Source organism: Enterococcus sp. DIV0703, assembly GCF_051711065.1.
Taxonomy (GTDB): domain Bacteria; phylum Bacillota; class Bacilli; order Lactobacillales; family Enterococcaceae; genus Enterococcus_B; species Enterococcus_B hirae.
The window spans coordinates 427,196-451,154 of the sequence record NZ_JBIOLX010000001.1; the positions used below are offsets into that span (position 1 = coordinate 427,196).

Genomic DNA, 23,959 nt, shown 5'->3' on the forward strand with positions numbered 1-23,959 from the left:
AGTATCAAGAGTTGGAGGAGATGTATGCAAGAAAAGTTTAAAAATTCAAAATTATTATTTTGGACTGTCGAGTTGGTACTGACGATTATTGGGGTATATTTTATTTTACAGATGCCAAATGTCTTTAGTCCAGTGTTAAAAATGTTATCAGCAATTTTATTGCCATTGCTGGTTGCTGGATTTTTCTATTATATGTTTGATCCGGTCGTTGTTTTTTTGGAAAAACGAAAAATCCCAAGGGTTTATGGATACATATTAACGCTAGTTGTTCTAGTCGTACTAGCGGTTTTAGCGATAATGAATGTGATTCCTCAATTGGCAGAACAGACGATCCAGTTGACTAAAAGTTTGCCGATGTATGCGGAAGAGACAAGTAAATGGCTCAATGAATTGGCACAGCGTGAGGAAATCAAAAATTTCAATATTGAAGAACAATTAGCTTCGGCTAATCTTTCGTTGAGTAATTTGTTCAATATTGTATTGGTAAGCTTATCCAGCAGTGTCTCTAAAGTTTTTTCATTTATGATGCAGTTTTTTGTTTTACTGTTTACCGTGCCTTTTATTCTATTATTCATGTTTAAAGACGGACACAAATTTATCGATGCTTTAGCAAAATTCTTTCCACAAGGGATTCGAGGTGAAGTACGTCAAACGGTCAAAGAACTAAATGAGACGTTATCGGCATATATCAGTAGTACGATCGTTGATGCGGTTATCATTGGTATCATGAGTTTTATTGCTATGACCATCTTTAAACAACCATATAGTTTATTGTTAGCTGTATTTTGTGGTATCACCAATATTATTCCATATGTGGGACCGTTTATTGGCGCTGTCCCGGCAGTGATCGTTGGTCTATTTGTTTCGCCATTCCAAGCATTATACATGGCGCTTTCGATCCTTGTTATCCAACAATTAGATGGAAATGTAATCAAACCGTTGTTATTTGGAAAAAACATGAATATGCATCCATTAACGATTATCTTAGTGTTGATCGGTGCTGGCAGTGTCGCAGGGATTCTAGGAATGTTGATTTGTATTCCGGTGTATGCTGTCATTAAAACATTAGTCTTGAATATCAGAAAAATTTACTTATTGCGAAAGTTTGATTCTGGTGTGGAACCAACGATCCAAGAGATAAAAACGAATGGACGTGAAAATTAAAGGTACTATAAAGAAGTAGAAGGTAGCACAACAGTAGTCACTAAGTAATTTTGTACACCATTCACTATTTATTAGAGAGAGCCTGGGACAAAACTTGTCTCAGGCTCTTTTAGTATCTCTAAAACGAATAAACGGTGAGACAAAAGCAGCATCTTCGGAAATAAGCCGAAATTTACCAAAAATTTGAGAAGCAATTTTCGGAAATTCCTTCTTATTTCTTGATGCTAAACACTTTTGTCTCAACCTCCTCTCTTTTTGTTAAAATTCTTATGGGATCCTGGGATTGTTTGAAAATGAGTAATTTTTTCCCATAATAAGTTAAAAAAGACTATAATAAACAAAATCTTTCTTACGCTTTCGTAAAAAGTAAGTAACGGATAACGAAGTTAAAGAAAACGCATACAAAATTGTCTGTTGCAATGGACAAAGTCCAGTGAAACAAAATAAATAATGTGTCTTATGATAAAGATACACAGGGGGGATGAAACATGACTAGTCAGATGAATCGAGAAAATAAGTTGATCCTTTTGTTATCAAAACAAAAAGATTATATGACTTCAGAAGAACTAGCCATTCTATTAGAAACTTCGACCAAAACAATTTACCGTTTGATAAAGAAAATCAATCTTGAATTTCCTAACGGTCACTTGATCCTAGCCGAAAAAGGTCGGGGGTACAAATTAGATTATGGGAAGTTTATCGAACAAACCAATGAACTGAATAAACCCTCTGTAGAGCTATCGCCTGCTGAACGTCAAGATCGAGTAATGGAAGAATTACTGATGGTTTCACCTAAAGCACTTAAAATCACTGAGCTGTTCAGAGATTATTATGTTGGTGATTCTGCTATTGCCAATGATGAAAAGCAGATAGCTAAGAAAATAAAAAAGTTTGATCTTGAACTGATCCGTAAAAATCGCACGCTTGCGATCCAAGGATCAGAAACAAATATTCGGCGAGGGATCGCCGAAGTCATTTGGCGGATGAATATTCTTGATATTGATGAAATCAATCGAACAAAAGAGTTGAATTTTAATCGTTACGATGTGTTGTTTGTATCAGAACAATTGAAATTGATTGAAAAAACATTAGGCGGTGGAATCCCTTATCCTTATAACGTCAATATTTTTTCACATCTTTACATCATGATCAGCCGTTCCAGAAAGACGAATTACCAAATCAAAGAAATCGAGTTATCTACCGAGCAACTTCAATCGTTAGACCATGAAAGTCCAATTTATGAGATGGCGATGATCGTGATCCAAAACGTGGAACGTTATCTCGTTACTCGCTTACCGATGAACGAAGTCTATTATTTGTATCAATATCTAGTATCCTCACGGATGGAAAAAACAACGCAAAAGAAACAGGTTTTTCCAGATAAAGTATCAGAAATTACCTCTTATTACCTGAAAGAGGTGGGCGATAAAATCAATCTGAAGGTGGCGAATGAAGCGATTTTTGTTGATCTAGCCAATCATATCAAACCAATGCTCAATCGGTTAAAAAATCATATCCATGTCAAAAACGGATTGTTAGAACAAATTCAATTGACCTATGAAGAGATTTATAAAAATGTATCAGTCGTTTCTAAAGATGTTAGCAAAAAGTATCAGCTGCCTTTGATCAATCAAGATGAAATCGGTTTTATCACATTATATTTTGCACGGATGTTGGAAACACAGCAACTACCGATTCAAACACTGATCATGTGTACTACAGGGATCGGTACTTCAGAATTATTAAGAGCAAAAATCAATAAGAAGTTTCCTGAACTGGCGGTCGTTGATGTGATTGCCACCAAGAATTACCAATCAGCATTAGAAAAAAATCCCGGAATTGAATTGATTTTAACAACCATTGGAATCAAAGATCCGCTGCCTGCACGTACACTACTTGTTAGCGGCATGTTAACAGCAGATGATCAGTTAAGAATCCAACGAAAGATTGAGGAAATATACAATGAAAGATGATTGGCTCGAATATGTTCCTCCCACAGTATTCCATTCACGAAATGAAGTCTATGAATGGCTAGCACAGCAAGTCGATTCAGAAATGGGAATAAAAAAAGAACAAATCGTACAAGCGTTGTTGGAACGCGAGGAAACTGGAGATATTCAAATTGATGAAGGGGTACTTCTACCTCATATTGAAAACCAATTAGTCAAAGCAACAAAAGTCATTATTTTGCCATTAGAACAAAGAATTGCGAACTGGAACCCAGCCATCCAACAAGTCGAGTTGATTCTTGCGGTATTTCTGGCACCGCAAGAAAAAATCGAAACCAAGCGTCAAATAGCAAACTTCATGCGCCTACTAGCAGATGAACAAGTAATCGAAACTTTAAAAGAAGGAAAAAGACTGGAAACAATCGATGGAAACGAAAGGAGAAATGACAAATGAAAATCATTGGAGTAGCAGCTTGTACCGTGGGGATTGCCCACACCTACATTGCTCAAGAAAAATTAGAAAATGCAGCTAAAAAAGCAGGGCATGAGATACACGTAGAAACCCAAGGAACCATCGGGATCGAGAATGAACTAACGCCTGCACAAATCAAAGAAGCAGATTTGGTGATCTTAGCAGTGGATGTAAAAATCAGTGGTCGAGAACGTTTTGAAGGGAAGCGGATCATCCAAGTACCGACTGAAATTGCGATCAAATCACCAAATAAGTTGATTGAGAAAGCCATGGAAGTCGTAAAACAGTAAAGAATAGGAGTGAAATTTGATGGTAGAAGTAGCAAAAATCATTGATCCAAATAATATTAAGACCAATTTAGTGGGGGAAACGAAAGATGAAGTACTCAAAGAATTGGCAACGGTGTTATTGCAAAATCATTATATTACAGATGTAGATGGCTTCATGGCAGATATCTATGCGCGAGAAGAAGAAGGACAAACTGGGATCGGCAATTATATTGCCATTCCTCATGGGAAAAGTCCTTATGTAGATAGAATTGGTGTAGCAATCGGTGTTACAGAAAATGAAATTCCGTGGGAATCATTAGATGGTAAGGGAGTCAAAGGAATTATTTTATTTGCAGTGGGGGATGATAACGAAGGGGCACAAGAACACTTGAAGTTACTTTCACTATTTGCTAGGAAACTAGGTAATGATGAAGTAATCGAGCAATTGATCCAAGCAAAAGATGCAGATGAAGTGGTCGCAGCATTCAGCTAAAAATCAAAGGAGGATAAAAAGATGAAAATCGTTGGAGTAGCAGCTTGTACCGTGGGGATTGCCCACACCTATATTGCCCAAGAGAAACTAGAGAATGCGGCAAAAAAAGCAGGACATGAGATGCACGTAGAAACTCAAGGAACCATCGGGATCGAAAATGAATTAACGCCCGAACAAATCAAGGAAGCAGATTTGGTGATCTTAGCAGTTGACGTGAAAATCAGTGGTCGAGAACGCTTTGAAGGGAAAAGAATCATCCAAGTACCAACTGAGATTGCGGTGAAATCACCCAATAAATTGATTGAAAAAGCGCAAGAAGTGTTAGCACAGCAAAGTATTTCATAAAAATAAGGAGGAAGACTGATGGAAAAGATAAAGAAGCTGAATCTGAAAGGGCATTTGTTAACTGCCATCTCTTATTTAATTCCCATTGTGTGTGGTGCGGGATTTCTGATTGCGATTGGGATGGCATTTGGTGGAACGAGCCAAGGAACTTTGGTGCAAGGCGAATTTTCATTTTTTGATGCCTTAGCAACGATGGGTGGTGCTGGTTTAGGCTTATTACCAGTCGTGATTGCTACGGGGATTTCTTACTCGATTGCTGGAAAACCTGGTATTGCTCCTGGCTTTATTATTGGTTTAACAGCTAATGCGATCGGTGCAGGGTTTATTGGTGGAATATTAGGTGGTTATCTAGCTGGTTATCTTGTTTTAGCAATTTTAAAATATTTCAAAGTACCAAATTGGGCAAAAGGCTTGATGCCAACATTGATTATTCCTTTTGTTGCTTCATTTATTGGTGGATTAGTGATGGTCTATGTGATTGGAGCTCCAGTCGCAGCATTCACTTCTTTACTAACGAACTTCTTGGATGGATTAGGAAACTCTTCCTTGTTGATCTTTGGGGGAGTGATCGGTTTACTAAGTGGTGTTGACTATGGTGGACCAATCAACAAGACAGTTTTTGCTTTTGTGTTAACGATGCAAGCAGAAGGCGTGAACGGTCCTATTACAGCTTTACAACTTGTGAATACCGCTACACCAATCGGTTTTGGCCTAGCTTATTTCATAGCTAAACTTTTCCGCAAAAACATTTATACAAAGGTTGAAGTGGAAACCTTAAAGTCAGCAGTTCCTATGGGTGTGATCAATATCGTTGAAGGGGTCATCCCGCTAGTGATGAATGATATTGTTCGTGGGGTTGTAGCAACTGCAATCGGGGGCTTTGCTGGTGGTGCGACTACTATGATCTTAGGTGCAGATGCAACGGTTCCTTTTGGAGGCGTTTTAATGATCCCAACGATGTCACGTCCTTGGGCAGGCGTTATCGCCATTTTAGTCAATGTGATCGTGACAGCGGTTGTTTTAGCCATCATTAAGAAAGATGTTGGTGAGGAAGTCACAACAGTCCCAGAAAAAGAAGAGGAAGACATTCGTTTAGATGACATTCAAATCTTTTAAGCGATAAAGCAAATTAGTTAAAAGGTGTCGCTATAGTGTAGATAAATTATAGAATAAAGGAGTTTTTTCAATGAGCAAAGTAGCTTTTTCACCATCCTTAATGACGATGGATTTAGATAAATTCAAAGAACAAATCGAGTTTTTGAATGAACATGTCGATTCTTACCATATCGATATCATGGACGGCCATTACGTTCCGAACATTACATTATCGCCTTGGTTCATCGATGAAGTACGTAAAATCAGTCAGTTACCTATGTCTGCTCATTTAATGGTCAGCGATCAAAGTTTTTGGGTAAATCAACTAATCCAACAAAAATGTGAATGGATTTGTATGCATGCTGAATTACTTGACGGTTTAGCTTTTCGTTTGATTGATCAAATCCATGATGCTGGCTTAAAAGCTGGAGTAGTCTTAAATCCTGAAACACCAATTGAAACGATTTTCCCTTATATCGAATTAGTTGATAAAGTAACGATCATGACAGTTGATCCAGGATTTGCTGGTCAACGATTTATCGAAAGCACATTAGATAAAATCACCGCATTACGACAATTGCGGCAAGAAAAAGGATATCATTATTTGATCGAAATGGATGGTTCGTCTAACCGTCAATCATTTAAGCGAATTGATCAAGCCAATCCAGATATTTATATTATTGGGCGTAGCGGATTATTCGGCTTAGATGAGGATATCAAAACTTCTTGGGAGATCATGAAAAAAGATTTTGAAGAGATGACTGGAAAAACAGTCGAATCAAATAGTATAAATGCGTACAGTCTATAGCTATACAAGAATCAAAAATTACATTTAGGGAATAAATACGCTTTTCTTGCAATACCCGTGTAAGGAATGCTGAGAATATAAACAAAAAATAAACCAAAGAACTTCAAAAATAGGGAAATCTATTTTTTGGATTCTTTGGTTTACTTTGCGTACTTAGGTTTAGGTACCTCTGTCACGATCTCTCAAAAATGATCGATCAATAGAGAAATTCAGTATCGTGTTTCAACGCAAGTTGTAAGTAATCATCTGCTGGTTGTTGATCCGTGACGATGTATTCAAAAGAGGTCCAATCAGAAAATTTATACGCATGTTTTTTATCAAATTTTGTATAGTCGACTAATAACAAACTTTTATCTCCTCTAGACATTACCTTCTTTTTCACTAAGGCTTGAGCAAAATTAGCTTCATAGATCCCTGATAAATCAATTCCTGTCGAACTAAAAATACATAAATCGATTTGAAAAAGGTCTAAGAAAGAATTCCCATAGTCCCCAACAACGCTCTCGGCATCCTTGATTACTTCACCCGCCAGCATAAAAACTTTGGAATCTTCCGTACAAGCTTGAGAAAGCTCATAGGCGATTTTCAAGCCATTGGTTATGACAACGAGATTTGACAGTTTAACTAAATAGGGAAGCAGCTGTTTCACAGTTGAACTTGAGTCAATAAAAAGACTCATTCCTGGTCCAATAAATGTGCTAGCGATCTCCGCAATTTTTTCTTTTTCTTGAACCATGACATTTTCACGATAATTTGTTGAGATGACGTGATTTCTTTCGACTTCTAAAACGACACCACCACGGTAACGACGGATGATCCCATCTTTTTCAAGTGCGACTAATTCACGCCTTAAAGTCGAAGGAGAGCAAAACAACTGTTTTTGCAGTTCTGAGTTATCTAATTTTTTATATTTTTTTAGCAAAGTTAAGATTTGTTCTTTTCGTGACTCAGTCATGGCTATCCCTCCTTAACCACTGGTCTAACATGACTAAAGTGTACCACAAGAAACTTATTTTTGTCCGTATGTTTTAAAACGAATCGCCATATTTGCCATTTCTTCTTCAGACATCAAGGTTGGTTTGCCAACACTTGAAGCTATGATATGGACTTTTGAACAATATTCTAATTCTTCTAAAACGGCAAAGGCTTCAGTCATTGTCTTTCCACCAGTTAAAACGCCATGATTTGCTAATAAAACGGCTTTTCGATCTTTCATGGCTTCACAGGCATTTAGAGATAATTCTTCCGTGCCAAATGAAGCATAGTCTGCACAACGAACATCTTTACCGGCAACAGCAATCATGTAATGTGATGCAGGCAATGGTTGTCTGAGGACCGCTAGCGCAGTGGAATAAATCGTGTGACCATGGATGATATAGTCTAGATCTTCCCGCTTTTCATACATGATCCCGTGCATTCGCCATTCACTGGAAGGGCGACGATGACCTTGAACGATCGTTCCATCTAATCGCATAGTCACGATGTCAGGTAATTCGATTTTATCAAATGGGATTCCAGAAGGCGTGATGAGCATCACTTCATCTTGTCGGATATACGTACTTAAATTTCCGCCTGTTCCTAAGGTATAGCCATCTGCTATTAATTTATTTCCATAATCGATCAATTCTTGTTTTTGTATTGAATACATCATAATCCTTCTTCCATCATCTTATTTATAAAAGGGGCCAAATGATTGGCAAGCATTGAAATCAGCTGCTTCTAAATCTTTTGTTCCGAAACCAGAAAAGGCGTGGGGTCTAAAGATTTTTTCACTAGGTACGTTGTGAAGTGAAACGGGAATGCGAAGCATACTGGCTAATGTCAGTAGTTCTGCGCCTACGTGACCGTGGACACTAGCGCCATGGTTACTTCCCCAGTGGTTCATCATCGTATACACATCTTCAAAGCCTTTTTCACCTAAGTTTGGTGCAAACCAGAGTGTTGGCCATGTTTGATCGGTTCGTTCGTTTAAGATGTCATGGACTTCATCAGGTAATGAACAGGAATAACCCTCTGCTACTTGTAAAGTTGGTCCCACACCCTCAACGATATTCAAACGAATGAGCGTTAAAGGTAATTCTGCTTGTAGATGATATTGGCTGGAGAAGCCACCACCTCTAAAGTATTCATAATTAGCACGACACCATTTTGTTTTTTCCAAGCAGGCTTGGATATCGGTTTTCGTCATATTCCAAAATTCTTTCATCGTTGGATTACCTTCGTGATCGATACTTCCACCACTGCCATCTAAAGCACTCGCACCTGAATTCAGTAGATGGATTAAGCCATGTTGTGCTTTACCCGTTAATTTGTGCCCAGTGATTCTTTCCACTGACTCCGCACTCCAATAGGTTCTGACATCGGAAAAAATCGGTGCTTTATTGGTCAATAAAGAGCCAAATAACATAGCAGCAGCGTTACAGGTATCATTTTCAGTAGCGAATGAGACGGGTTGTTTAGGGCCGTTCCAGTCAAAAGTACTGGTTAAAATAGATTCCATAAAATCGCCATTGGGTAGCCAGTCGGTCCATTGTCGTTGTCCTTGGAACCCTCCAGCAATGGCATTTCTGCCTTTTGCTTCTTCCAGCCAACCCAATTTGGCTAGTTCAGGGTTGCCAAATAAAAGATCACGAACGATTAGTGTTTGTTTGGCAATAAAGTCCCACTGATCTTCTTCAGCGATATAGCGTGATTTTGTAATGACTTCAGGGAATGACTTGCCTGCATTGATATCGATTCCTTCCTGACAATATTGTTTGATCCAAGTTCTAATGGTGTCATATTCTTTCGGATCAAAGATATTTAGTTCGATTCGACGTAAGACTTCAGTCATATCCACATATTCGACTTGCATTCCTAGATATTTTTCAAAAAAGGTTTGATTGATTTGACTACCGGCAATTCCCATCGAAGAAGCACCAATGTTCACATAAGATTTGTTTTTCATTTCCCCAGCCGCCACACTAGCACGTGCAAAGAGTAAGATTTTTTCTTGGACGTCAGCTGGAATCGACTTGTCGTCACTATCTTGGACTTGTTCACCATAGATCTTATAGGCAGGAATTCCTTTTTGAGCATAGCCACTCATAGCGGCAGCTAAGTAAACAGCTCCTGGTCTTTCTGTACCATTAAATCCCCAAATCGCCTTAAAGGTATCTGGTCGTAAATCGATCGTTTCTGTGCCATAGCACCAGCAAGGTGTCACCGTTAAGGTAGCAACCACATCTTGACGGGCAAAATCATCGTCCACAAAGCTGGCATCGGCGTAACCGCCAATCGTTTGTTCTGGTAAAACGCACTGTACTGGGGTGCCGTCCATGTAATAAAGGGATGATTCGATCAATTCTTTTGCTCGACGAGCCATGTCCAGCGTTTGTTGTTCTAATGATTCACGGACGCCTCCTTGTCTGCCATCGATCGTAGGTCTAATGCCGATTTTAGGATAATTCATTGATATTCCTCCTCATAAATTGTTTATAGTTGATGTACGTTTGTTCAAAGGGTGTCGAAACTTCTGGGAAAAAAGAAATTGGTGGATAATTTTCTGTAACGAGCGTAACTAATTCGTCTCTATTTTTGATTGCTTTAATCGCTAAAAATTGGGCCAACGCATTGCCTAAAGCTGAATTTTCTGAATAGCAGACCTCTATCGTCGTTTGCGTTAAATTGGCTGTTAGTTGAGTCAAAAAGTGTGATTTACTCCCACCACCAAATAAATATAGCTTAGTGAAAGGAGCGGAACCTGCTAATTTATCGAACGTTTCAGCGTATTTAAATGCTAGATTTTGATAGATGGCTAAAAACAATTGTTGTGGCTCTTCAATTGATGAAAAATGATGTTGGTTTCCGTATTGCTGCAATTTTTTTACAAATTGACCTTTACTCAAAAATTCAGGATGTTCGTTATCAAAGAAAAAATGAATCGGCTCAGCAGTAAGTAGCATGTCTTGGATCTGTTGGATCGTGATTGACTGGGTTTGATTGCTGAACGCTAAAGCTTCCTCAATGAACCACATTCCTAACATGTTTTTGAGTTTTAATATTTTTCCATCACCGGCTTGTTCATAAGAATAGTTCGTATCTAATGGGTGATTGACCAAAATTCCTCTTTCTGATTTTTCTCCTAGAACAGACCAGGTGCCAGAGGATAAAAAGAAACAAGAGTGATCGTTGGTTGGTAAAGCAAAGATCGCACTAGCAGTATCATGGGACATCACCGAATGAATCGGGAGTTGTTTTCCGGCTAGATTTATCAAACCGATTTTTGTATATGGAAGAACGATCGTTGAAAACAAGGAAGGGGAAATCCCTAATTGTTCAATAAGGTCGGATGCCCATTGATGTTTATCGATATCGAATAATTGACTCGTTGAGGCGATCGAAGATTCTGTTAAGATCGTACCTGTTAATAAAAAATGGATCAGATCAGGCATCATCAAAAGAGTACTTGCTTTATTTAGCTGCTCAGGATAATGTTCTTTCAAGTAGAGTAGTTGGGAACTGGTATTGATCGATGCATTTGGAATCCCTGTACGTTCGTGAAAGTGAGTTGGTAAATCTCCACCATAATGTAAATTAGGTTCTTTCAGCATAGTTTGATAGCAAAGTGGTGGTAGCACTAGCTGTCCTTTTTTATCTATCAAACCAAAATCACAGCCCCATGTATCGATGCCGATACTTTCAATGACATATTCTGTAGTTGCTAAAGTAATGATTTCCTTGATATTCGTCATGATTTTCTCAATATTCCAATGGATTTCATCTTTGTTGGGATCAATCACTTGGTAATCAGTGAAACGATAAACTTTTTCTTCCTTGATTTGACCATTCATTAAGGAAAAAACGATACCTCGCGCACTGGTAGCACCTAAATCAAAGGCTAAGATCGTACTCATAGATTTTTCCTCCTTTTCTAAGTGGATAGCAAATCTGCTTCGGTTATAATCATACAATAGAACGCTTACATATTTTCGCGTGAATCATTTTTTGAATAAATGTCAACAAATTATTCAAGTATGGAAACGTTTTAAATTGCTCGTTATACTTTGGTTAAATCAAATAGAAATGTTAACGGAGGAAAAAAATGAGTGTAAATAGTGAACGAAAATGGTTTTCTGAGAGTCGATATGGTTTATTTATTCATTTCGGATTGTATTCAGTGGCAGGAAGACATGAATGGGTCCAGACTTTAGAAGAAATCAGTGTAGCAGATTACCAAAAATATCTGGATCAATTCGATCCTGATTTATTAGATCCACATGAATGGGCCCAAAAAGCCAAAGAAGCAGGTTTTAAGTATGTCATTATTACAGCAAAACACCATGATGGCTTTTGTTTATGGCATACAAAAGAAACAGAATATCATATAGGAAAAACACCGTATCAAAGAGATTTGTTAGGAGAATTGATTGAAGCATTTCGTGAAGTGGGGATCAAGATTGGTCTTTATTATTCTCTATTAGACTGGCATCATCCAGATTTCTTAGTAGATGGCTATCATCCAATGAGAAATAATCCAACCTATATCGAACAACATCCTGGCAACATGGAAAATTATCGCCAATTTATGGCAAATCAAGTCAGAGAATTATTGACAAGTTATGGTACGATTGACTATCTATGGTTTGATTTTTCTTATAAAAGCAGAGATTGGGGGACTTCGGTCGGTAAAGGGGCGCAAGATTGGGGTAGTGTTGAATTAGAAAAAATGATCCATGAGATTCAACCCAATATTTTGATCAATGACCGGTTAGACTTACATCGTGGTGTACTTACCCCAGAACAATTTGCTAGAAGTAAGGCAATGGACAACGAAGAAGAGGTATGGGAAACCGTTCAAACCTTAAATAATAGTTGGGGTTACGATCGGGACAATCTTAATTTCAAAACGAGTGAAATGGTAGCGAAACAACTAGTGGATACTGTCTCCAAAGGTGGGAATTTCACGATGAATATTGGACCAAACGCACGAGGAGAGTGGGATGACAATAGCGATAGCATTTTAAGTTCTGTTGGTCAATGGCTACGAAAACATGGAAAAGCGATTTACGGTGCGGGGTTATCTAGTTTTACACCACCTCAAGATTGTCGATACACTCAAAAAGGAAATAAATTATATCTTCACATTTTTAGTTGGCCTTATCGAACGATTTTATTACCAGAATTAGGTGGGAAAGTGAAGTTTGCGAAACTGCTCAATGATGGTTCCGAGATTCGGTTTGTCGATACGAAGCATTTAGGAGGAGAAAGAAAAGCGACAACTAATTTATACAAAGAGATTACTGAAGTTCATGTGAAGGAGGCGCTTGACCCGAGCATGTTGATGCTAAACATTCCGATTAAAGAACCAAATGAATTGATCCCAGTGATTGAATTAACACTAAAGGAGGAAGAAAAATGAGTATCGGCATTATTCTTGCAAGCCATGGCGAGTTCGCTTTAGGCGTAAAGCAAACGGGAGACATGATCTTTGGAGAACAAGAACAGGTAGATGTGTGTGTATTGATGCCTGAAAATAGTCCAGAAGAGTTTCGCCACCAAGTGGAACAGGTGTTAGCGAAGTATTCCGTTGATGATGAACTGTTGTGTTTAGTTGATCTATGGAGTGGGACACCTTTTAATCAGCTGAACCAGCTGAAAGAAGAAGGAAGCAGAAAAATCGAAATTGTTTCTGGTTTGAATATTCCGATGCTTCTTCAAGCTTATAGCGAACGCTTTAATCCTAAGGCTTCACTGAATGAAATCGTTCAGAATATTTCGACCGTCGGTGTTCAAGGGATTAAAACGTCCCTTGGAAGCACCGCAGCGGATTTACCATCGAACACAGCAGAGACTGAACCATCAGTTGTGGCTTCCGTTTCCAACAAAATGAGTGAATTGGGGATCAGCCATGTCCGATTGGATGAACGGTTGATCCATGGTCAAGTAGCGACACTTTGGTTAGGGAAAATGGGAACAACAAGAGTTATGATCGTTGATGATGGAGTGGTCAATGATCCAATTGCTAAGGCCTCTTTAAAAGCTGCTGTTCCTGGTGGTATCAAATTGAGTATATTGAAAACGGTTACCGCTGCAAAACGGTTAAAAGAAGGGATTTATCAAGATCAAAAAATCATGTTGCTTACCAAAAAGATTCAAACGATCTTTGATTTGATCGATGCGGGTGTACCAATTGAATCATTTAATTTAGGCAATGCCAGTTCGAGAGAAGGAACCCTTCAAATCAAAAAATCCGTCTTTTTAACCGAAGCAGAAATCGCGAAGATTTTAGAGTTGGAAAAAGCAGGAGTCGTTGTGACGGCACAAATGGTACCAATGGAAGAAGAAAAACGATTTTCACAATTTTACGGAAAGTAGGGGGAACGAATGAATATAGAAATTTGGCAAATCATCGTATTATCACTGTTAGGATTTTATGTCATCATCGAAAATTTAGGGATCAATGTGATTGCTAACCAAGCACTGATCGTAGGTACCATTACAGGTTTAGTAATGGGGGATCTGACCACTGGATTGGCAGTAGGTGCGACATTGCAATTAATGGGGTTGGGGATTCAAGCTTATGGAGGAGCAAGTGTCCCAGATTATATGACCGCTTCGATCGTGGGAACTGTTTTTGCGATTACGAGTGGAAGAGGTGTGGAATTTGGTATCGGATTAGCTGTACCAGTAGCATTGTTGATGATCCAGTTAGATATTTTTGCTCGTTTTTGCAATGTGTTCTTTCAAAAGAGAATCGATAAAAATATTCGTTTAGCTGATACTAAAAAAATAAGAATTTATCACTTGTTGGGAGCAATGAGTTGGGGATTATCACGAGGCGTTCCTATTTTTATCGTCTTTAGTTTTGGTGACCGAGTGATTCAAATTGTTTCAGATGTAATTCCAGAATGGTTGACTGGCGGGTTGGCAGTTGCAGGAGGCATGTTACCAGCAGTCGGTATCGCCATTTTATTAAGATTTTTACCAGTTAAAAATTTCATTACGTACTTGATGATTGGGTTTTTGGCAGTTGCTTACTTAAAGATGCCTATGTTTGGCGTGGCTTTATTAGGATTGGCTTTAGCCATTTTACAATTTAAGAATTTGATCGGAAAGCAAAACAATCTGACACAAGTGGCTCAAGCTGATGCAAATGGAAAAGGAGGATTAAGTGCTGATGAGTACGAAGATTAATCAAAAAGACCTAGATAAAGTAAGTATCAATTGGTTGTATGGTAGCCAATTGTCTTGGAACTATGAGCGAATGATGGGTGGGGGCTATTTGTACTCCATGTTACCGATCATCGAAAAACTCTACGGCGACGATGAAGAAACCAAGATTGCCATGATGAACATGCAAAGTCAATTTTTTAATACCACACCACATATGGGCGGTTTTATTTTGGGAATCGATATCGCTACTGAAGAAGCGGAAGGCAAACAATCAAAAGATACGGTGTCTAGTTTGAAAACTGGATTAATGGGTTCATTTGCTGGTGTGGGGGATACGATTTTTGGGGTATTGTTCCCAACTGTTTTTGGTTCAGTGGCTTCCTATTTAGCTCTACAAGGAAATGCGATCGGAGTTGCTGTTTGGGTATTAGTAAATCTGGCGATTTTAGTCTTTCGATTTTTCTCTGTAAGAATAGGTTATACTCAAGGCGTGAAATTAGTGACTAGTATGTCCGGACATTTGAATGCGTTGACCAATGCTGCTACTTTATTAGGGGTCACGGTGATTGGTGCCATGATTCCATCGGTGATCAATGCCCAAATTACTTGGACCTTTAAAACGGGAGATGTCGAACTTAACCTTCAAGAAACACTAGATCAGATCATGCCGATGATGATTCCAGCCCTTTTAGTGGGTGTCATTTATTGGTTGTTAGGCAAAAAATACTTTAATTCAACAAGAGCGATTTTAGCGATCATGGTGTTATCGATCTTATTAAGAGTATTCGGAATCATGTGATTTTCTAACTAAATGAGGAATAATCATAAAAAGGAGAGAGCCTTATGACACTCGCATTTTTTGAAGAATGTAAAAAATTAACTGAAACATTAGAGAAGTATGAAACAGAAAATATAACGAAAGCAGCCCAAATCGTAGCCGATGGAATTATGAACGGTGGGATTACGCAGGCTTTTGGTAGCGGACATTCCCATGCAGCAGCGCTAGAAATCAGTGGGCGTGCAGGTGGATTGATACCGTCAAAACTGATTTTAGATCCTGCGGGGGGCATGTATGAACAACATGCTGGTGTCGGACGAACACTCATGCACAAAGTGTCCATCCATCCCAATGATGTCTTTTTCCTGATTTCTAATTCTGGAAGAAACCCCATGGCAATTGAAATGGCTGAGGAAATCAAAAAGCGTGGAAATAAATTGATCGTGGTCACGGCATTGGCTGCCTCTAAAGCATCCACTTCACGACATGAAAGTGGAAAGTTATTGTATGAATTTGCGGATGTTGTTTTAGATAACCACTCTGTTTATGGTGATGCGGTATTACCTGTTGATGGATTAGAGACCAAAGTATGCGGGACTTCGACATATGCGGCTACATTGTTACTCCAACAAACGATGTTAGAAGCCATTGAGCGAATGGTTGCTCAAGGTTTTGAACCGCCAGTTTATTTAAGTGCGAATATCGATGGGGGACACGAACGAAATCTAAAAATCGAAGACCAGTATGCAGAGAGAATTTTCCATATTTAGTTTCATGAACATATCAAATGATTGACTGAGAAAAAGCACATAAAAAAGAACGTTTAAGGTGGGGACAACCCAACGCTTAAACGTTCTTTTCCTATTTAGTCATCTAAACCAATCAAATAATCGTCATCTTGCATTGCTTCCACATGCCCTAAGAGGTAGCCATTTCCCACTTGTGAGAAGAAATCATGGTTGCTGGTACCGGTAGAGATACCGTTCATCACGATCGGATTGACATCATTTGCTGTATCTGGAAAAAGTGGATCCATTCCCAAGTTCATCAATGCTTTATTGGCATTGTAGCGCAAGAATGTTTTCACTTCTTCCGTCCAACCGATTGGATCATACAGTTCTTCGGTATAACGTTCTTCATTTTCGTACAATTCATATAATAAATTGTACATCCAGTCTTTTAACTGTTCTTGTGCTTCTTCGGATAGTTCATTGTAACCTAATTGGAATTTGTAGCCAATGTAAGTTCCATGAACTGATTCATCTCGAATAATCAATTTGATGATTTCTGCTACATTCGCTAACTTATTATTTCCTAAATAATAAAGAGGAGTATAAAAGCCGGAATAAAATAAGAATGTTTCTAAGAACACACTAGCGATTTTCTTTTCTAAAGGTGTGCCATTTTTGTAGATTTCATTGATACGTTCCGCTTTTTTTTGTAAATAAGGATTTGTATTCGTCCATTCAAAGATTTCTTCGATTTCTTTTTTTGTATTCAATGTACTAAAAATGGAAGAATAGCTTTTTGCATGGACCGATTCCATAAATTGGATATTGTTCAATACAGCCTCTTCATGCGGCGTACGGACATCCTTACGCAGCTGATCCATTCCGCTTTCTGATTGGACAGTATCGAGTAAAGTCAGTCCACCGAAGACATGGCCAACCGTATCTTTTTCTAACTGTGACAGTGTGCGCCAGTCATCTAAATCATTAGACAAAGGAATACGGGTATCTAACCAAAATTGTTCAGTTAGTTTCTCCCACGTAGATTTATCAATGATATCTTCAATTTCATTCCAGTTTATTGCTTCATAGTAAGTTTCTGACATGAAAAATGCTCCTTTATTTAAATTACCTGTCTGTTCATTTTTTGCTTACTTGTTTTAGATGACACAACTTTCACATTGATTGCTGCCGATTTCTTCTGCATCATCAGTAAACGTCCGAACGTAATAAATTGATTTGATGCCTTTATGGAAAGCGTAGTGACGTAAGATATTCAAATCACGTGTTGTTTGTTTAGTCGTTGTTTTCCATTCATATAGACCTTCTGGGATTTCAGAACGCATAAATAGGGTTAAACTCATTCCTTGATCTACATGTTGTTGAGCAGTTGCGTAAATGTCAATGACTTTTCGCATGTCCATGTCATAAGCTGAAGTATAGTAAGGAATTGTTTCATTTGACAGATAAGGCGCTGGGTAATAGATTTTCCCGATTTTCTTTTCTTGACGCTCTTCGATCATGCGTGTAATCGGATGAATACTTGCACTAGTGTCATTGATATAAGAAATCGAACCATTCGGTGCTACAGCTAGACGATTTTGATGGTATAAACCATCGGTCATGATCGCTTGTTTTAAGTTTTCCCAATCTTCAGCAGTTGGAATAAAGATTCCTTCAAATAAAGCTTTTACTTTATCAGATTTTGGTTGGAATTCTCCAGTAACATATTTATCAAAATAGCTTCCATCTGCATAAGCAGATTTTTCAAAGTTATGGAAGACTTGTTTTCTTTCACGAGCAATCGTATTACTTTCAACTAATGTCCAGTAATTTAAAAGCATAAAGTAAATATTTGTGAAATCTAAGGATTCTTCAGAGCCATACGCCATTTGTTCCTTCGCAAAGAAAGTGTGCAAGCCCATTGCTCCTAGTCCGATCGTATGATTCAATTTGTTTCCATTTTGGATTGGAGGGACAACATCGATATCGGAAGCATCTGTGATGTAAGTCAATGCCCGTGTCATCGTACGCACAGACTGACCAAAATCAGGGCTGTCCATCAAGTTAACGATGTTAGTCGAACCGAGATTACATGAGATGTCCGTTCCTAATACTTCATATTCTTGTTTTCCATTGATAACAGAAGGTGTTTGAACTTGTAGGATTTCCGAACACAAGTTACTCATGATGATCTTTCCGTCAACTGGATTTTCACGATTCGCTGTATCAATATTGATGATATAAGGATAACCGGATTCTTGTTGTAATTTCGAAATTTCATTTTCAAGTTCACGTGCTTTGATTTTTTGTTTCCGAATATTAGGATTCGCTACTAAATGATCATACTCAGCAGTGATGTCGACATAAGAAAATGGCACGCCATATTCTTTTTCCACACTATAAGGACTGAAAAGATACATTTCTTCATTTTTACGAGCTAACTCGTAAAATTTATCAGGAACGATTACACCAAGTGAAAGTGTCTTTACTCGGATCTTTTCATCTGCATTTTCTTTCTTGGCAGAAAGAAAAGCAATGATATCTGGGTGGAAGACGTTCAAATAAACGACACCAGCACCTTGACGTTGACCTAATTGGTTTGAATAGCTAAAACTATCTTCAAATAATTTCATAACAGGGACAACACCACTTGCTGCTCCTTCATAACCTTTGATCGGTGCCCCTGCTTCACGTAGGTTTGAAAGAGTGATCCCAACACCACCGCCGATACGTGATAGTTGTAAAGCAGAGTTGATCGAACGACCGATAGAGTTCATATCATCAGTTACTTGTGTCAAGAAACAAGAAACGAGTTCCCCACGACGTTTCCGACCGGCATTCAAGAAAGAAGGGGTAGCAGGTTGGTAACGTTGGTGGATCATTTCATCTGCTAAAGACAACGCCAATTGTTCATCACCATTAGCAAAATAAAGTGCGTTGAAAGCTACTCGATCTTCATAAGATTCAAGATAAGCAGTCCCGTCATTCGTTTTTAACGCATATTGTGAATAAAATTTGTAGGCAGCCATAAATGATTTAAAGGTAAAGTGTTGTTCTGCTAAAAATTGATAAAGTGATTCAATAAATTCAGCAGAGTACAGTTGGATAAATTCTGACTCTAAATAGTCGTTTTCAATCAAATAATTGATTTTATCCATTGCTGTTGCAAACGTCATCGTGTTTGGTTTGACATTTTCTTCAAAAAAAGCGGTTAGCGCTTCTTTATCTTTATTTAGCGGGATCTGACCATTTACTGGTCGATTGATTTCATTGTTTAATTTAAAGTAACTAACATCTTTTAACTGCTTAAGACTCATAAGTACGCCCAACCTTCATTCCATATTTTGATAGTGAATATTGTTTCGTGCTGTAAAAAAGGATTTGGGGAGTTTACGGCAAAAACAAGTGCCTCAATTCCATCAAATCCAATTCTACGTTCTTTTCCATTTCGATTGACTGGTGACTAACTAGCAAGTTTGCGAAGTTGATCTGGTCGAAACCCGATCACCGTTTGTGCATCTGACGTGATAACAGGAACACTTTGGAATCCTTGAGCTTTTAACCATTCAATTGCATCTGGTTGTTCGTCGATATTAACTTCTTCAAAATCGATTTGGTTGTCAGTTAAAAAGCGTTTGACCATCTTGCATTGCATACAATTATTTTTAGAAAATATTTTGACATTCATGTGTATTGCCTCCTCCACAGCTCTTGTTTCTCTATAATGAATAGTATAAAACTATTAGTAAAAAAGTCAAACAACAAACACTACATCTTGTGTTGTGGAAACTGTGGAATACTATGTTTTGTGGTTTTTGAAAAACAGCTGAAAACAAGTAACAGGGGAAAAAATACTTGTTTTAGTACAGTGAAGGTTGTGGAAAAATCCCCGAAAAGATTTTTTTATTTCCTTATTAAGTGGTTAAATGAAAGTTCGCTCATAAAATCACAACGTTCGTTGACTTTATCAAGTAACGAGAGTATTCTTATTGAGAATGATTCTCAATGTATGTTGATAAATGAAGTAAATACTAGGAAAAATAAATAGAAAGAACTATCATGATGTTTTTCACAAGAAGGAGATGAAAATCGATTTATGAATTTGAATGCTACTTTATCTTTAGATGCCACTGTCCCTTTAGAAGAAGCGAAGCTAAATCTTGTTTACCAAATTGAAAAATTGCAAACGAGTGAAGCAGTCAAAAAACATTTGCAAAATCTCGGTATAATCGTTGGAAGTAAACTCGTTGTTATCAATCGATCAGGAAGTAATGGAATCGTCCTGCTAAAAAATAATCGGATCGCGATCGATCGAGGGTTGTTTAAACAAATTTTAGTGAAAAAGAACGAACTTTCTAAGGATAACTGGACTTCATTAGATCAACTGACTGTTGGAGAACGAGGAATCGTTGTAGGGATACATGGAAAAGGCGCTGTTAAACGGCGTTTGATGGATATGGGCGTAACGAAAAATGTTCCTTTGACCGTAAGAAAATTAGCACCACTAGGAGATCCGTTAGAAATTACCTTGCGAGGGTATGAGTTAACGCTTCGTAAAGAAGAAGCAATGTTGATCCTTGTGCAAAAAGAGGTGTAAAAAATGAAGGTAGCTTTAGTTGGTAACCCTAATAGTGGAAAGAGTAGTTTATTCAATGCCTTAACTGGTGCTAAACAATACGTAGGGAATTGGCCAGGGGTAACGGTGGAAAAAAAAGAAGGAAAAATGAAGAAGAATCCGATAATCAAGATTCAAGATTTACCTGGAATCTATTCCCTGTCACCTTATACACCTGAAGAAGTAATTGCGAGAGATTATCTGACCAACGAATGTCCTGATCTGATCATCAATATTGTCGATGCCACAAATTTAGAAAGAAATCTTTATCTGACTGCACAATTATTAGATCTAGGCATCCCCATCATTATCGGACTGAATATGATGGATATCATTAAAAAAAATGGCAAAAAAATCAATGTCGAAAAATTAAGTTATGGTTTAGGCATACCTGTGGTTCCTATCAGTGTATTGAAAAAAGAAGGGTTGGATAAACTCACGAAGAAAATCATTGACGCCCTCAAGCAGCCAAAAGAACAGAAGGTATCCTTACTAACTAATTATGACGATCGACTAGAAGCTGCAATCCATGAAATCGAAGAGATATTAGGAAAAGATCAGCCTTTTCAACGCTGGTCTGCCATCAAATATTTTGAGCGTGATCCACAGTTATGGGAAAAACAAACAATAACGACAAAACAAGAAAAAGAAATTGAGCAGCTGATTCGTCTGACAGAGAGACTATTTGATGAAGATAGCGAAACAATAGTTATTAATGAACGATATGAATGGCTAACGCAACTTACTGCACTTTGTGTCGTGTCTACGGATTCATTTCGCTTGTCCATCAGTGATAAAATCGATCGAATCGTTACTAATCGCTGGTTCGCTTTACCAATTTTTGCTTTTGTCATGTGGCTGATCTATTATTTAGCGATTCAAACAATCGGAACAATGGGAACCGATTGGATCAATGACACGTTATTTGGCAGCTGGTTGCCACAACACGTCGAACAGGTACTGGTCAACTGGCAAGTGGCACAGTGGATGCAACAATTGATCCTCAATGGAATCATAGCAGGGGTAGGCGCAGTGTTGGGCTTTCTACCTCAGCTGATCGTCTTGTTCTTGTGTTTAAGTTTCTTGGAAGATTGTGGCTACATGTCACGGATCGCTTTTGTGATGGATCGTTTATTTCGGAAATTTGGTTTGTCAGGAAAATCGTTTATTCCTATGTTGATTGCTACAGGTTGTGGCGTTCCAGGGGTGATGGCTAGCCGAACCATTGAAAATGAGCAAGATCGGCGCTTGACGATTATGGTCACGACGTTTATGCCATGTTCTGCTAAATTACCAATCATTGCTTTGATAGCAGGAGCGTTTTTCCCCCATACATCTTGGGTAGCACCCTCTGCTTATTTTCTAGGTATGTCTTCCATCGTTTTATCAGGGATCATGTTGAAGAAGACGAAGTTATTTGCTGGCGATACCGCACCATTTATTATGGAACTACCAGCGTATCATTTTCCACAAGGAACAACGATTTTACGCCAAACCTATGACCGCAGTAAATCATTCGTCAAAAAAGCAGGAACGATCATCTTTGTTTCAAGTATTTTGATTTGGTTTACTTCTTCGTATAACTTTTTTGGTCAACCTGTTACGGAAGATCAAAGTATTCTAGCAAGTGTTGGACGGATTGTGGCTCCTCTTTTCCAACCACTAGGATGGGGGAATTGGCAAGGAACAGTAGCTACGATCACTGGATTAGTGGCCAAAGAAAATGTCATTGGGACTTTTGGTATTTTGTTTGGGCACAAAGAAGTAGCGGAAAATGGTCGAGAGATTTGGCAAGCATTACAAGTTACGTATACTTCCGCGGCTGCTTATTCCTTATTGTCCTTCAATCTGCTTTGTGCTCCCTGTTTTGCAGCAATCGGTGCGATCCATCGTGAAATGAATTCAAGGAAATGGACACTGATCGCAGTTGGTTATCAATGTGGGTTTGCTTACTTGGTAAGCTTCATGATTTATCAGTTCGCTCATTTATTAGAAGGCGGCTCTATCGTATTTTCGACTTATTTAGCAGGTATGGTTCTGATTGGATTAGGTTACGCTTTATTGAAAAAGCAGCAGAAGAAACAAGAAATTTTGACGTTATCATTAGAAGGTGGAAATTAAATGGCGACTTTTTTATTAAGTGTATTGATCTTTGGCAGTGCTGGTTATATTGTATTTTCACGTGTCAAATCAGGAAAAACGTGTGATGACTGTAAAAGTGCTTGCCCAGTAAAGAAAATCTAACGGATGTGAGATGATAAAAACAACGAGTGATGATCGAAAAACAGTTCATCGTTCGTTGTTTTTTTGAGTGGTTGATTCTGTTTCTTTTGATTTTTCTCCAAGGAACAGACTTAAAACCTTTTTAAGATTTTTTGCTTATTTTGATTTCCCATAGTAAGATGTAACTGAAAAAGAGAAGGAAGAGGAGAATAAATGGCAGGAAAGAAAAAAATTGTTCGTCCAAGATACCAACAAATCGCAGTTGATCTGGCTGAACGAATCGTGGAAAACCGTTATCAGGTGGGGGAGAAGATCCATGCGAGATCCACTTTAGCAAGTACATATAATGCTTCTCCTGAAACTACAAGAAAAGCAATCAATGTGCTAGTTGATCTAGGGATCATGGAGGTTCGCCATGGCAGTGGGGCATTCGTTGCCTCAAAAGAGAAAGCCAAAGATTTTTTATTGCAATACCAAGATGTTCAATCGATCCAAGAAACAAAAGCCGAAATTATGGCAAGTGTAGAAAAGCAACAAGAAGAATTGGATCATTTTTCACAATTATTAGATCAATTAGTCAGTCAAACGAAACGGATACATAAGATGAATCCTTTATTGCCATTTGAATTAACGTTGACGAAAGAAGCGACCCATCTTGACCGCTCCATCAGCGAGTTGAATATTTGGCAAGCAACAGGAGCGACAGTGATTGCGATTTCCCATAAAGAAGAGTTGCTCGTTTCACCTGGACCGTATGCCAAATTCACAGCGGGTGACACTGTACATTTCATTGGAAACGAATTTACTTTACAAAGAATGACTAATTTCTTCTATCCAGAAAACTAGTCCTTTAATTATTTTTT

24 protein-coding genes are annotated in these 23,959 nt (G+C 38.2%); 17 read left to right on the top strand and 7 right to left on the bottom strand.

Annotated elements, in window-relative coordinates:
• Positions 1-24: 24 nt before the first annotated feature.
• The 8 genes from IGK81_RS02000 to alsE all read left to right on the top strand — a co-directional run bounded on the left by IGK81_RS02000 (position 25) and on the right by alsE (position 6,595).
• On the top strand, positions 25-1,164 hold the full coding sequence (locus IGK81_RS02000; RefSeq protein ID WP_034699501.1) for an AI-2E family transporter: 1,140 nt from the start codon (positions 25-27) through the stop codon (positions 1,162-1,164).
• 488 nt (positions 1,165-1,652) lie between these two features.
• Positions 1,653-3,137, top strand: a complete 1,485-nt coding sequence (locus IGK81_RS02005; protein ID WP_010720084.1) for a BglG family transcription antiterminator — start codon at positions 1,653-1,655, stop codon at positions 3,135-3,137.
• Positions 3,127-3,567, top strand: a complete 441-nt coding sequence (locus IGK81_RS02010; protein ID WP_034699503.1) for a PTS sugar transporter subunit IIA — start codon at positions 3,127-3,129, stop codon at positions 3,565-3,567. Before IGK81_RS02005 ends, IGK81_RS02010 begins: the two co-directional genes overlap by 11 nt.
• Positions 3,564-3,875: a PTS fructose transporter subunit IIB gene (locus IGK81_RS02015; RefSeq protein WP_010720082.1), complete on the top strand. Its 312-nt coding sequence runs from the start codon at positions 3,564-3,566 to the stop codon at positions 3,873-3,875. The genes IGK81_RS02010 and IGK81_RS02015 overlap by 4 nt, the downstream gene beginning before the upstream one ends.
• A gap of 19 nt (positions 3,876-3,894) precedes the next feature.
• On the top strand, positions 3,895-4,347 hold the full coding sequence (locus tag IGK81_RS02020) for a PTS sugar transporter subunit IIA (protein ID WP_010720081.1): 453 nt from the start codon (positions 3,895-3,897) through the stop codon (positions 4,345-4,347).
• A gap of 21 nt (positions 4,348-4,368) precedes the next feature.
• Positions 4,369-4,692, top strand: a complete 324-nt coding sequence (locus IGK81_RS02025) for a PTS fructose transporter subunit IIB (RefSeq protein ID WP_034699505.1) — start codon at positions 4,369-4,371, stop codon at positions 4,690-4,692.
• A gap of 18 nt (positions 4,693-4,710) precedes the next feature.
• A complete protein-coding gene (locus IGK81_RS02030) occupies positions 4,711-5,808 on the top strand; it encodes a PTS fructose transporter subunit IIC (RefSeq protein ID WP_010720079.1) in 1,098 nt (365 codons plus the stop codon).
• Between the two features lie 70 nt (positions 5,809-5,878).
• Positions 5,879-6,595: a D-allulose 6-phosphate 3-epimerase gene (gene alsE / locus IGK81_RS02035; protein ID WP_010720078.1), complete on the top strand. Its 717-nt coding sequence runs from the start codon at positions 5,879-5,881 to the stop codon at positions 6,593-6,595.
• 196 nt (positions 6,596-6,791) lie between these two features.
• On the opposite strand, the gene IGK81_RS02040 is transcribed toward alsE, so the two are convergent.
• From IGK81_RS02040 to IGK81_RS02055, 4 genes are read right to left on the bottom strand one after another with little or no spacing between them, the layout of a single operon-like run.
• Positions 6,792-7,550 (bottom strand): DeoR/GlpR family DNA-binding transcription regulator, encoded by a 759-nt coding sequence (locus IGK81_RS02040; protein ID WP_010720077.1) that lies wholly within the window; start codon positions 7,548-7,550, stop codon positions 6,792-6,794.
• Positions 7,551-7,604: 54 nt separating this feature from the next.
• Entirely contained in the window at positions 7,605-8,243 is a 639-nt protein-coding gene (locus tag IGK81_RS02045; RefSeq protein ID WP_080704605.1) for an L-fuculose-phosphate aldolase, read from the bottom strand.
• Between the two features lie 21 nt (positions 8,244-8,264).
• Positions 8,265-10,046: an L-fucose isomerase gene (locus IGK81_RS02050; protein WP_034699509.1), complete on the bottom strand. Its 1,782-nt coding sequence runs from the start codon at positions 10,044-10,046 to the stop codon at positions 8,265-8,267.
• A complete protein-coding gene (locus IGK81_RS02055) occupies positions 10,033-11,490 on the bottom strand; it encodes a rhamnulokinase (RefSeq protein ID WP_080704606.1) in 1,458 nt (485 codons plus the stop codon). Before IGK81_RS02055 ends, IGK81_RS02050 begins: the two co-directional genes overlap by 14 nt.
• A 188-nt stretch (positions 11,491-11,678) precedes the next feature.
• Between IGK81_RS02055 and IGK81_RS02060 the strand changes: the two genes are divergently transcribed.
• From IGK81_RS02060 to IGK81_RS02080, 5 genes are read left to right on the top strand one after another with little or no spacing between them, the layout of a single operon-like run.
• Entirely contained in the window at positions 11,679-12,995 is a 1,317-nt protein-coding gene (locus IGK81_RS02060) for an alpha-L-fucosidase (RefSeq protein WP_034699511.1), read from the top strand.
• Positions 12,992-13,951 carry a PTS mannose/fructose/sorbose transporter subunit IIAB gene (locus IGK81_RS02065; RefSeq protein ID WP_034699513.1) on the top strand — a complete coding sequence of 320 codons (960 nt, stop codon included), beginning with the start codon at positions 12,992-12,994 and terminating at the stop codon, positions 13,949-13,951. Before IGK81_RS02060 ends, IGK81_RS02065 begins: the two co-directional genes overlap by 4 nt.
• A gap of 9 nt (positions 13,952-13,960) precedes the next feature.
• The gene (locus IGK81_RS02070) at positions 13,961-14,770 is read left to right on the top strand and encodes a PTS mannose/fructose/sorbose/N-acetylgalactosamine transporter subunit IIC (protein ID WP_010720071.1); all 810 of its coding nucleotides are present in this window, start codon (positions 13,961-13,963) and stop codon (positions 14,768-14,770) included.
• The gene (locus tag IGK81_RS02075; protein WP_010720070.1) at positions 14,754-15,548 is read left to right on the top strand and encodes a PTS system mannose/fructose/sorbose family transporter subunit IID; all 795 of its coding nucleotides are present in this window, start codon (positions 14,754-14,756) and stop codon (positions 15,546-15,548) included. The genes IGK81_RS02070 and IGK81_RS02075 overlap by 17 nt, the downstream gene beginning before the upstream one ends.
• Before the next feature lie 44 nt (positions 15,549-15,592).
• Positions 15,593-16,297, top strand: a complete 705-nt coding sequence (locus IGK81_RS02080) for an SIS domain-containing protein (RefSeq protein WP_010720069.1) — start codon at positions 15,593-15,595, stop codon at positions 16,295-16,297.
• Positions 16,298-16,392: 95 nt separating this feature from the next.
• Here IGK81_RS02080 and nrdF read toward each other — a convergent pair whose 3' ends face one another.
• The 3 genes from nrdF to nrdH form a co-directional block, all read right to left on the bottom strand.
• On the bottom strand, positions 16,393-17,361 hold the full coding sequence (nrdF, locus tag IGK81_RS02085) for a class 1b ribonucleoside-diphosphate reductase subunit beta (protein WP_010720068.1): 969 nt from the start codon (positions 17,359-17,361) through the stop codon (positions 16,393-16,395).
• Positions 17,362-17,415: 54 nt separating this feature from the next.
• Positions 17,416-19,575 (bottom strand): class 1b ribonucleoside-diphosphate reductase subunit alpha, encoded by a 2,160-nt coding sequence (gene nrdE / locus IGK81_RS02090; protein WP_010720067.1) that lies wholly within the window; start codon positions 19,573-19,575, stop codon positions 17,416-17,418.
• A gap of 146 nt (positions 19,576-19,721) precedes the next feature.
• Positions 19,722-19,946, bottom strand: coding sequence for a glutaredoxin-like protein NrdH (gene nrdH / locus IGK81_RS02095; RefSeq protein WP_010738447.1), 225 nt, complete (start codon positions 19,944-19,946; stop codon positions 19,722-19,724).
• 408 nt (positions 19,947-20,354) lie between these two features.
• On the opposite strand from nrdH, the gene IGK81_RS02100 reads away from it, so the two are divergent.
• The 4 genes from IGK81_RS02100 to IGK81_RS02115 all read left to right on the top strand — a co-directional run bounded on the left by IGK81_RS02100 (position 20,355) and on the right by IGK81_RS02115 (position 23,942).
• Positions 20,355-20,855: a FeoA family protein gene (locus IGK81_RS02100; protein ID WP_034699516.1), complete on the top strand. Its 501-nt coding sequence runs from the start codon at positions 20,355-20,357 to the stop codon at positions 20,853-20,855.
• A 3-nt stretch (positions 20,856-20,858) separates the two neighbouring features.
• Positions 20,859-22,994, top strand: a complete 2,136-nt coding sequence (feoB, locus tag IGK81_RS02105) for a ferrous iron transport protein B (protein ID WP_034699518.1) — start codon at positions 20,859-20,861, stop codon at positions 22,992-22,994.
• On the top strand, positions 22,995-23,117 hold the full coding sequence (locus IGK81_RS02110) for a hypothetical protein (RefSeq protein WP_010720063.1): 123 nt from the start codon (positions 22,995-22,997) through the stop codon (positions 23,115-23,117).
• Between the two features lie 192 nt (positions 23,118-23,309).
• The gene (locus tag IGK81_RS02115) at positions 23,310-23,942 is read left to right on the top strand and encodes a GntR family transcriptional regulator (protein WP_010720062.1); all 633 of its coding nucleotides are present in this window, start codon (positions 23,310-23,312) and stop codon (positions 23,940-23,942) included.
• The last annotated feature ends 17 nt before the right edge of the window (positions 23,943-23,959 follow it).

What these genes read in the sequence shown, in the direction of transcription:
- IGK81_RS02000 (WP_034699501.1), top strand. Translation starts at nt 25, where the DNA reads ATGCAAGAAAAGTTTAAAAATTCAAAATTATTATTTTGGACTGTCGAG.
- IGK81_RS02005 (WP_010720084.1), top strand. Translation starts at nt 1,653, where the DNA reads ATGACTAGTCAGATGAATCGAGAAAATAAGTTGATCCTTTTGTTATCA.
- IGK81_RS02010 (WP_034699503.1), top strand. Translation starts at nt 3,127, where the DNA reads ATGAAAGATGATTGGCTCGAATATGTTCCTCCCACAGTATTCCATTCA.
- IGK81_RS02015 (WP_010720082.1), top strand. Translation starts at nt 3,564, where the DNA reads ATGAAAATCATTGGAGTAGCAGCTTGTACCGTGGGGATTGCCCACACC.
- IGK81_RS02020 (WP_010720081.1), top strand. Translation starts at nt 3,895, where the DNA reads ATGGTAGAAGTAGCAAAAATCATTGATCCAAATAATATTAAGACCAAT.
- IGK81_RS02025 (WP_034699505.1), top strand. Translation starts at nt 4,369, where the DNA reads ATGAAAATCGTTGGAGTAGCAGCTTGTACCGTGGGGATTGCCCACACC.
- IGK81_RS02030 (WP_010720079.1), top strand. Translation starts at nt 4,711, where the DNA reads ATGGAAAAGATAAAGAAGCTGAATCTGAAAGGGCATTTGTTAACTGCC.
- alsE (WP_010720078.1), top strand. Translation starts at nt 5,879, where the DNA reads ATGAGCAAAGTAGCTTTTTCACCATCCTTAATGACGATGGATTTAGAT.
- IGK81_RS02040 (WP_010720077.1), bottom strand. Translation starts at nt 7,550, where the DNA reads ATGACTGAGTCACGAAAAGAACAAATCTTAACTTTGCTAAAAAAATAT.
- IGK81_RS02045 (WP_080704605.1), bottom strand. Translation starts at nt 8,243, where the DNA reads ATGTATTCAATACAAAAACAAGAATTGATCGATTATGGAAATAAATTA.
- IGK81_RS02050 (WP_034699509.1), bottom strand. Translation starts at nt 10,046, where the DNA reads ATGAATTATCCTAAAATCGGCATTAGACCTACGATCGATGGCAGACAA.
- IGK81_RS02055 (WP_080704606.1), bottom strand. Translation starts at nt 11,490, where the DNA reads ATGAGTACGATCTTAGCCTTTGATTTAGGTGCTACCAGTGCGCGAGGT.
- IGK81_RS02060 (WP_034699511.1), top strand. Translation starts at nt 11,679, where the DNA reads ATGAGTGTAAATAGTGAACGAAAATGGTTTTCTGAGAGTCGATATGGT.
- IGK81_RS02065 (WP_034699513.1), top strand. Translation starts at nt 12,992, where the DNA reads ATGAGTATCGGCATTATTCTTGCAAGCCATGGCGAGTTCGCTTTAGGC.
- IGK81_RS02070 (WP_010720071.1), top strand. Translation starts at nt 13,961, where the DNA reads ATGAATATAGAAATTTGGCAAATCATCGTATTATCACTGTTAGGATTT.
- IGK81_RS02075 (WP_010720070.1), top strand. Translation starts at nt 14,754, where the DNA reads ATGAGTACGAAGATTAATCAAAAAGACCTAGATAAAGTAAGTATCAAT.
- IGK81_RS02080 (WP_010720069.1), top strand. Translation starts at nt 15,593, where the DNA reads ATGACACTCGCATTTTTTGAAGAATGTAAAAAATTAACTGAAACATTA.
- nrdF (WP_010720068.1), bottom strand. Translation starts at nt 17,361, where the DNA reads ATGTCAGAAACTTACTATGAAGCAATAAACTGGAATGAAATTGAAGAT.
- nrdE (WP_010720067.1), bottom strand. Translation starts at nt 19,575, where the DNA reads ATGAGTCTTAAGCAGTTAAAAGATGTTAGTTACTTTAAATTAAACAAT.
- nrdH (WP_010738447.1), bottom strand. Translation starts at nt 19,946, where the DNA reads ATGAATGTCAAAATATTTTCTAAAAATAATTGTATGCAATGCAAGATG.
- IGK81_RS02100 (WP_034699516.1), top strand. Translation starts at nt 20,355, where the DNA reads ATGAATTTGAATGCTACTTTATCTTTAGATGCCACTGTCCCTTTAGAA.
- feoB (WP_034699518.1), top strand. Translation starts at nt 20,859, where the DNA reads ATGAAGGTAGCTTTAGTTGGTAACCCTAATAGTGGAAAGAGTAGTTTA.
- IGK81_RS02110 (WP_010720063.1), top strand. Translation starts at nt 22,995, where the DNA reads ATGGCGACTTTTTTATTAAGTGTATTGATCTTTGGCAGTGCTGGTTAT.
- IGK81_RS02115 (WP_010720062.1), top strand. Translation starts at nt 23,310, where the DNA reads ATGGCAGGAAAGAAAAAAATTGTTCGTCCAAGATACCAACAAATCGCA.